This is a genomic window from Roseateles sp. (assembly GCF_044373315.1).
GTDB lineage: Bacteria > Pseudomonadota > Gammaproteobacteria > Burkholderiales > Burkholderiaceae_C > JACDQM01.
In genome coordinates, this window is record NZ_JBILQK010000054.1 from 21,013 (window position 1) to 27,656 (window position 6,644).

Sequence of the window (6,644 nt, forward strand, 5' to 3'; positions counted from 1 at the left end):
CTCCAGATAGCGTGCGCTAACTTGCTACGTCTTCCGATGCAGCAAGTGGCGCCAGCAGCAGCGCCAGATCCTCGGGCGTGAACTTGGCAGCCTCGGCTGCATCGCTGCCCACCACCGCTTCCGCCAGCGCATCCTTGCGGGTCTGAAGCTCCAGCATCCGCTCCTCGATGCTGCCCGCCACCACCAGCTGATAGACGAACACCGGCTTGTCCTGGCCAATGCGGTGGGCGCGCGCACTCGCCTGCGCCATCACCGCCGGGTTCCACCAGGGGTCGACGTGGATGATCGCGTCGGCCGCCGTCAGGTTCAGGCCCACGCCCCCGGCCTTCAGGCTGACCAGCATCAGCGGAACTTCCAGAGCCTGGAAGCGCTGCACGATCTCGCCACGCTGTGCGGCGTCAGTCGCGCCCGTCAGGCTCAGCCAGGGCAGCCCCAGCCGCTCCAGCTCGGCCGCGATCAAGTCCAGCATTTCGGTGAACTGCGAGAACACCAGCACCCGCCGCCCGGCTTGCAGCAGCTCCGGCAACATCTCGGCCAGCAGTTCCAGCTTGGCGCGCTCCAGGCCCGGCGTCGGCGACACTCCCTTCAGCAGCAGCGGATCGCAGCAGACCTGGCGCAGCTTCAGCAAGGCATCCAGCACGCTGATCTGCGACGCGCCAAAGCCCTGCCGCGCCAGCACGCGGCGCACCTGCGCATCGGCGGCCACGCGCACACTTTCGTAGAGCTCCTTCTGGCGTCCCTGCAGCGCCACCCGACGCGTGACCACGCTCAAGGCCGGCAGCTCCGCCGCCACCTCGGTCTTGCGCCGCCGCAGGATGAAAGGCCGCACCCGACGCGCCAATGCTTCGGCATGCAGGCTGTGGCCGCCTTCCTCGATGGGCTTGCGCCAGCGGCGCGCAAAGCTGCGCGCATCCCCCAGCAGACCAGGCATCAGGAAGTCGAATTGCGCCCACAGCTCGCCCAAGTGGTTCTCCACCGGCGTGCCGGTCAGGCACAGGCGGTGCCGGGCCTGCAGGCGCCGCGCAGCCGCCGCGGCGCGGCTGGCGGCGTTCTTGACGGTCTGCGCCTCGTCCAGGATCAGCAGGTGCCAGGGCTGGGCCGACAGCGGCGCCACATCGCGCCACAGCAGCGGGTAGCTGGTCAGCACCAGGTCAAACGCCGCCAGCTGATCGAAATGGCGTTGCCGCTCGGTGCCCTGCAGCACCAGCACGCGCAACGCCGGCGCGATGCGCCGCGCCTCGGCCAGCCAGTTGAACAGCAGCGAGGTCGGCAACACGGCCAGCGCGGGCCGGTCCAGGCGGCCAGCCTGCTTTTCCAGCAGCACATGGGCCAGGGTCTGCGCGGTCTTGCCCAGGCCCATATCGTCGGCCAGGATGCCGCCCAGCCCCTGGGCGCGCAGATATTGCAGCCAGGCCAGGCCGTGCAGCTGATAGGGCCGCAGCGTCAGGCCCAGGCCCGCGGGCTGCGCCACCGGCGGTGGCGTGCCGGCCCGGATCAGGCGCTCAGCGATGCGGCGCAAACCGGCATCCCCCTCAACCTGCCACCCATGCCCCCGCCCCTCAGCCGTCAGGCCAGCCAGACGTGTGGCATCCCAGTCGCTCAAGATCCAGGGCCCCGCCTCGCGCCGCTCCAGCAGCAGATCGACCATGGGGCCGACGATGGCCTTGAGGGTGGCGGCGGGCGCCTCGATGCGGCGCCCGCCCGGCGCGCGCAGCACGATGACCGCGGCATCATCGATGTCGGCCAGCGCACGCGCATCAAGCCAGCGCGCATCGCGCCGCAGCAGATCGGCCAGCATCGGCGCCAGATCCAGGGCTTCGCCCTCCACCTCGACACCCAGACTCAAGAGCCAGCTGCCTTCGCGGCGCGGCAGGGCCAGCGGCTGGATCGTCAGGCGCCAGGCTTCACCGGGCGCTGGCCGGTGGGCAAAGCCTGGCTGCAGCTGGACCTGCCAGCCCTGGGCCTGCAGGGCCGGCACCTGCTCCAGCCAGAACTCGGCGAACTGGCCCTCCTGCGGCAGCGTCCACAAGGCCTCGTCGACGATCCCGGCCTGGGTCGCGGCGCCCGGGTCGCGCCACTGCAGGTTTGATGCATCGAGTGGCAGCAATCCACAGGACCAGAGCTGGTCGCAGGCGTCAGCCTCAGCCGCCAGGTCGCGCGCGAACACCCCGCCGTCGCAGGCCTGCACGGCAGGGGGCCGGTTGTTTAGCAGCGAGCGCGGCGCCGGCCCCGACCAGGCCAGGCCGCCGGGGCCCCGGTAGCGCCAGTCCACGCGGGCCACGCTGACCTGCTCGCCGCGCGGTCCGATGCGGCCGCTGGGCCTCATGCCCAGCAGGCCATGGCCACGTCCGAGCGTCTGCAGGATCAGGCGCGGCTGGAATTCGGCCGGCTGGGCTTCGACGGCCGCGGCCGGCGTTGCCGCTGCGCGGCTGGGTGCCAGCTCCGCGTCGGCCGGCGGCTGTTGCAGCAAATCCATCAGCCGGGCCGCATCGGCCGCTTCCAGCGGCGGCAGGCGCTGCAGCTCGCTGCGCGGCGCACGCCGCTGCATGGCGGCCACCCAGAGTTGCAGCGCCTTCTCGCGCCGCGGTGCATCGGCCTCGGCCTGCAAGCTCAGCAGCACGGCGGCGGCATGTTCGCAAAAGCGCCGGCTGCGGCAGCTGCACAGCGCGCTGTAGTGCGGCTGAGCGTCACGATCCAGCACGCCTTGCAGCGCAAGTTCGAAGCTCTCGCCCGCGGCGCCGCGCACGCGTGCGTTGGCGCCCGTCGGGCTGGGCTGGATCTCGACGATCTGTGCCTGCAAGCTTCGGCCGCGCTGCAGGCGTTGGCGCGAAAACAGCGTGCGCAGCGTTGCCGCCTCGGGCGGCCACAGGCGCGCGAGCTCGGCCGGTGCGGAATCGGTCATGCCCGCATTGTCGGCTGACGCTCGCAGGGCAAGCCAAAGCTGGCAGACTCCACCCCATGAAAACCCGCATCCAGCGCCCGCTCAAGCTTCTGGCTGCCCTGACAGCCACGCTGCTTCTCGGCACGGTGGGTTTGGCCGCGCTGGCGCTGCAAGGCCGGCCGCTGGTGCCCTCCGCAGCCAGCGTGGCGCCAGCGGATGTGGCGCGAGCCAAGCGGTTGCTGCGCATGAACGATCCGCGCCGCGCCCGCCCCGGTGAGCTGCACAGCCTGCGGCTGTCCGAAGGCGAACTCGTCCTGCTGCTCAACCATTTGGGCCGCCACCAACTGGCCGAACGGGCACCGGCGATGAGGCTGCGTCTGCTGACGGCCCGGGCCGAGTTGCAGGCCAGCTTCGCGCTGAGCTCCTGGGGCTGGCTGAACCTGCAGCTCGGCTTACGCGAGGACGGCCGGCAGCTGGCAGTCGACAGTCTGAGGCTGGGCCGCCTGCCCCTGCCGGCCACCTTGGGCCAATGGATGTTTGCCCAGGGCTGGCACCGGTACGGCCAGCGCGGTGAGCTGCAGCTGGCACGCGAGTTGGTACAGCAGGTGAGCCTGCAGCCGGGCCAGCTCGAAGTGAGCTACCGCTGGCAGGCCGACAGCTACAAACGCCTGCTCGGCAGCCTGCTTGACGCGCAGGAGCAAGCGCGACTGCGCGCCCATGCCGAACTGCTGGAGCGCTGGACACGCGACAGTGCGCGGCAGGGCGTTGCGCCCTTGACGGAGCTGCTGCCGGCCGCCTTTGCGCTGGCACGCCAGCGAAGCGCCAACGGCGGCGACGCCGCGGCAGAGAACCGCGCCGCGCTGGTGAGCCTGGCCCTGTATGCCGTCGGCCGAAGCCCGGCCAGCCTGCTCAGCGTGGCGGCAACCAGGACACAGGCCCACCCTCTGCCCTTGATCCTGCAGGGCCGTCCGGACTTCCCGCAGCACTTCATCATCTCGGCTGCACTGGCAGCGGCAGCCGGCGGGCCGCTGGCGGATGCCATCGGGGTCTACAAGGAGCAGGCCGACGCCCTCCACGGCAGCGGCTTCAGCTTCAACGACCTGGCGGCTGACCGAGCCGGCGCGCGATTCGGCCTGCTGGCCATGCGTGAACCCGCCCAGTTGCAGCACAGGATGGCGGCCGGTGTGCGCGAGCATGAGCTGCTGCCCGACCTGTCGGACCTGCCCGAGTACCTGAGCGAGGCCGAATTCAGGCGCCGCTACGGCGGCGTAGATGCGCCGGCCTATCGCCACATGATGGCGGCCATTGAGGCGCGCCTCGATGGCATCGCGCTGCTGCGATGACGCAGGCCGATTCCGTCCGCCAGCGGCAGTCGCCACCCGGCTGGAGGCACGGTGCTGAGCACTGAGCCGCCAAGCCTGCCGGCTCGGCGTGCCTGCTGCGCGCGCTGCCAGCGGCCGGCCGTGGCCTGTCTGTGCGCCTTTATTGCACCGGCGGACAACCTGGTGGAGGTGCTGGTGCTACAGCACCCCTTGGAGCAGCAGCAGGCCAAGGGCACGGCACGCCTGCTGACGCTGTCGCTGCGGCACAGCCGGCTGGTGGTGGGCGAGCGCTTCGAGTCCGACGCACTGCAGGCCTTGTTGCACCATCCGTCGCCTGCCGGCGCGGCCGTCCAGCCGCTGCTGCTCTACCCCTTGGACGCCATGCCCGCCAAGCCGGCACAGACACCGCCGGCTTTTGCACCTTCACCCGCAGGGCTGCGCCTGGTGGTGCTGGACGGCACCTGGCGCAAAAGCCGCAAGATGCTGGCGCTCAATCCCGCACTGCAGGCCCTGCCGCGACTGAGCTTGAACACGCCGCCGCCCTCGCGCTACGCGGTGCGCCGCGCCGAGCAGGCCCAGCAGCGCTCCACGCTTGAAGCCACGGTGCTGGCCCTGCAGCAGCTCGAAGGCGATGCAACTCGCTACGCACCGCTGTGGTCCGGCTTTGATGCGATGGTCGCCCGCCTGGCCCTGCATGCTCGCCGGTACGGCCCGCCTGTGGGCTGAGCCCCGCAGGTGCGGGGGGGCTCCCCCTGGCACGGGGGGGCGCTGCTGAGGCAAGGCATGCCGAGCCATCCAGAATCAAGCCATACCCGCCGCGCGCGCCGCGCCACGCATGCCACTGCGTACGCTGGACCGCGCTGGCTTGACCCGGAGCTCCGCCATGCATTCTTCTCTTCGTCGCCTCGGGGCTTTGCTGTCCGGCCTGCTGCTGTACTGCGTGGTCATGCTGTTTGTCAGCACGCTGGCGGCCTTGCCCTCGCCTGCACCACTGCTGAGTCACCTCGGGCTGCGGGCCATGCTGGCGCAGGAGATTGGCGCCGCCACGCTACTGGCCACGCCGGTTTTCGGCCTGGCCTTGGTCTGGAGCTATGTGACGATCCGCCCAAGCCAGCGCGGCAGACGCCCCACCACAGCATGGTGCCTGGGCGGGCTCTGCCTGGCCTGGCTGGCCTGGCTGTTCTACGGACTGGTGCATGCCTCAGAGAACTCGGCGCTGGGCGAATTACCGCTCAGCACACTGCTGCTGTCGTCAAGCGTGCCGCCGCTGTGGGGCGTGCTCAATATGCTGGCCGCCATGCTTGGGGTAATACAGGCGGGCACGCTGGCCAAGCGCCGGATGCCGCCAACGGCGGCCCTGAGGACCCAAGTCGCCTAGAACGACTCCCACTCATCGCTGACCGGCGGCGCTGCGGGCTTGGGGCTGGCGGCGGCGACCGGCTGCGGTGCGGCTGGCGGCCGGGCCGGCGCAGGCGCCAGCTTCGGTGAGAGCTTGGGCTGCGTCGCTTTGAGCGGCGTCTTGGCTGAGACCGGCCTGGCCTTCGGCGGCGCTGCTGGCGCGCGCGGGCTGCTCGGCACATGACTCGCGTCGAGCCTGAACACCGATACCACCTCGGTCAGCCGGCCGGCCTGCTCGCGCAGCGATTGCGCCGCGGCCGCCGACTCCTCGACCAGGGCGGCGTTCTGCTGCGTCATGTGGTCAAGATTGGTCACCGCCACATTGACCTGCGCGATGCCGTCCCGTTGCTCAGTCGCGGCCGAGGCGATCTCGCCAATCAGGTCGGTGACGCGCTTGACGCTGGAGACGATGTCCGACATCGCACTGCCGGTCTGCGCAACCAGTGAAGCGCCCGATTCGACGCGCTCGACCGAGGCACCGATCAAGGTCTTGATCTCCTTTGCGGCCTCAGCGCTGCGCTGGGCCAGCGAGCGCACCTCGGACGCCACCACCGCAAAGCCGCGGCCCTGTTCGCCGGCGCGGGCCGCCTCGACGGCAGCGTTCAGCGCCAGGATGTTGGTCTGGAAAGCAATGCCGTCGATCACGCCGATGATGTCGGCGATCTTGCGCGAGCTCTCAGTGATCTGGTCCATATTGGCCACGACCTGCTGCACCACCATGCCACCACGCGTGGCCGCTTCAGCCGCCGAGTTGGCCAGCTGATTGGCCTGGCGCGCGGTGTCGGCCGAGTGGCCCACCGTCGCCGTGAGCTCCTCCATCGAACTGGCGGTCTCTTGAAGGCTGGAAGCCGTCTGCTCGGTGCGGGCGCTCAGGTCGTGATTGCCGGTTGCAATCTCGCTGGAGGCGGTCGCCACGGACTCGACGCCCTGCCGGACTTCCCCGACCACGCTGCGCAACTGGAGCACCATGCGATCCATAGCACCGAGCAGCAAGCCGAACTCGTCGCGGCGGCCAGCCGGCACACGCGTGCTCAGATTGCCGG

At 70.5% G+C, this 6,644-nt stretch carries 5 protein-coding genes; 3 read left to right on the plus strand and 2 right to left on the minus strand.

Annotated elements, in window-relative coordinates:
- Nucleotides 1-16 precede the first annotated feature (16 nt).
- The gene (locus ACIQ67_RS13050) at nt 17-2,902 is read right to left on the minus strand and encodes a DEAD/DEAH box helicase (RefSeq protein ID WP_397534805.1); all 2,886 of its coding nucleotides are present in this window, start codon (nt 2,900-2,902) and stop codon (nt 17-19) included.
- A gap of 56 nt (nt 2,903-2,958) precedes the next feature.
- On the opposite strand from ACIQ67_RS13050, the gene ACIQ67_RS13055 reads away from it, so the two are divergent.
- From ACIQ67_RS13055 to ACIQ67_RS13065, 3 genes are all read left to right on the plus strand, one after another.
- Nucleotides 2,959-4,224, plus strand: coding sequence for a hypothetical protein (locus tag ACIQ67_RS13055; RefSeq protein WP_397534806.1), 1,266 nt, complete (start codon nt 2,959-2,961; stop codon nt 4,222-4,224).
- Nucleotides 4,225-4,275: 51 nt separating this feature from the next.
- Nucleotides 4,276-4,929 (plus strand): tRNA-uridine aminocarboxypropyltransferase, encoded by a 654-nt coding sequence (locus ACIQ67_RS13060; protein WP_397534807.1) that lies wholly within the window; start codon nt 4,276-4,278, stop codon nt 4,927-4,929.
- Between the two features lie 157 nt (nt 4,930-5,086).
- Complete coding sequence (locus ACIQ67_RS13065) at nt 5,087-5,581, plus strand: hypothetical protein (protein ID WP_397534808.1); 495 nt, start codon at nt 5,087-5,089, stop codon at nt 5,579-5,581.
- On the opposite strand, the gene ACIQ67_RS13070 is transcribed toward ACIQ67_RS13065, so the two are convergent.
- Nucleotides 5,578-6,644, minus strand: a 1,067-nt coding sequence (locus ACIQ67_RS13070; RefSeq protein ID WP_397534809.1) for a methyl-accepting chemotaxis protein, incomplete at its 5' end; no start/stop codon positions are given. The genes ACIQ67_RS13065 and ACIQ67_RS13070 overlap by 4 nt on opposite strands.

Coding starts and splice junctions, on each gene's coding strand:
- ACIQ67_RS13050 (WP_397534805.1), bottom strand. CDS start 2,902: ATGACCGATTCCGCACCGGCCGAGCTCGCGCGCCTGTGGCCGCCCGAG.
- ACIQ67_RS13055 (WP_397534806.1), top strand. CDS start 2,959: ATGAAAACCCGCATCCAGCGCCCGCTCAAGCTTCTGGCTGCCCTGACA.
- ACIQ67_RS13065 (WP_397534808.1), top strand. CDS start 5,087: ATGCATTCTTCTCTTCGTCGCCTCGGGGCTTTGCTGTCCGGCCTGCTG.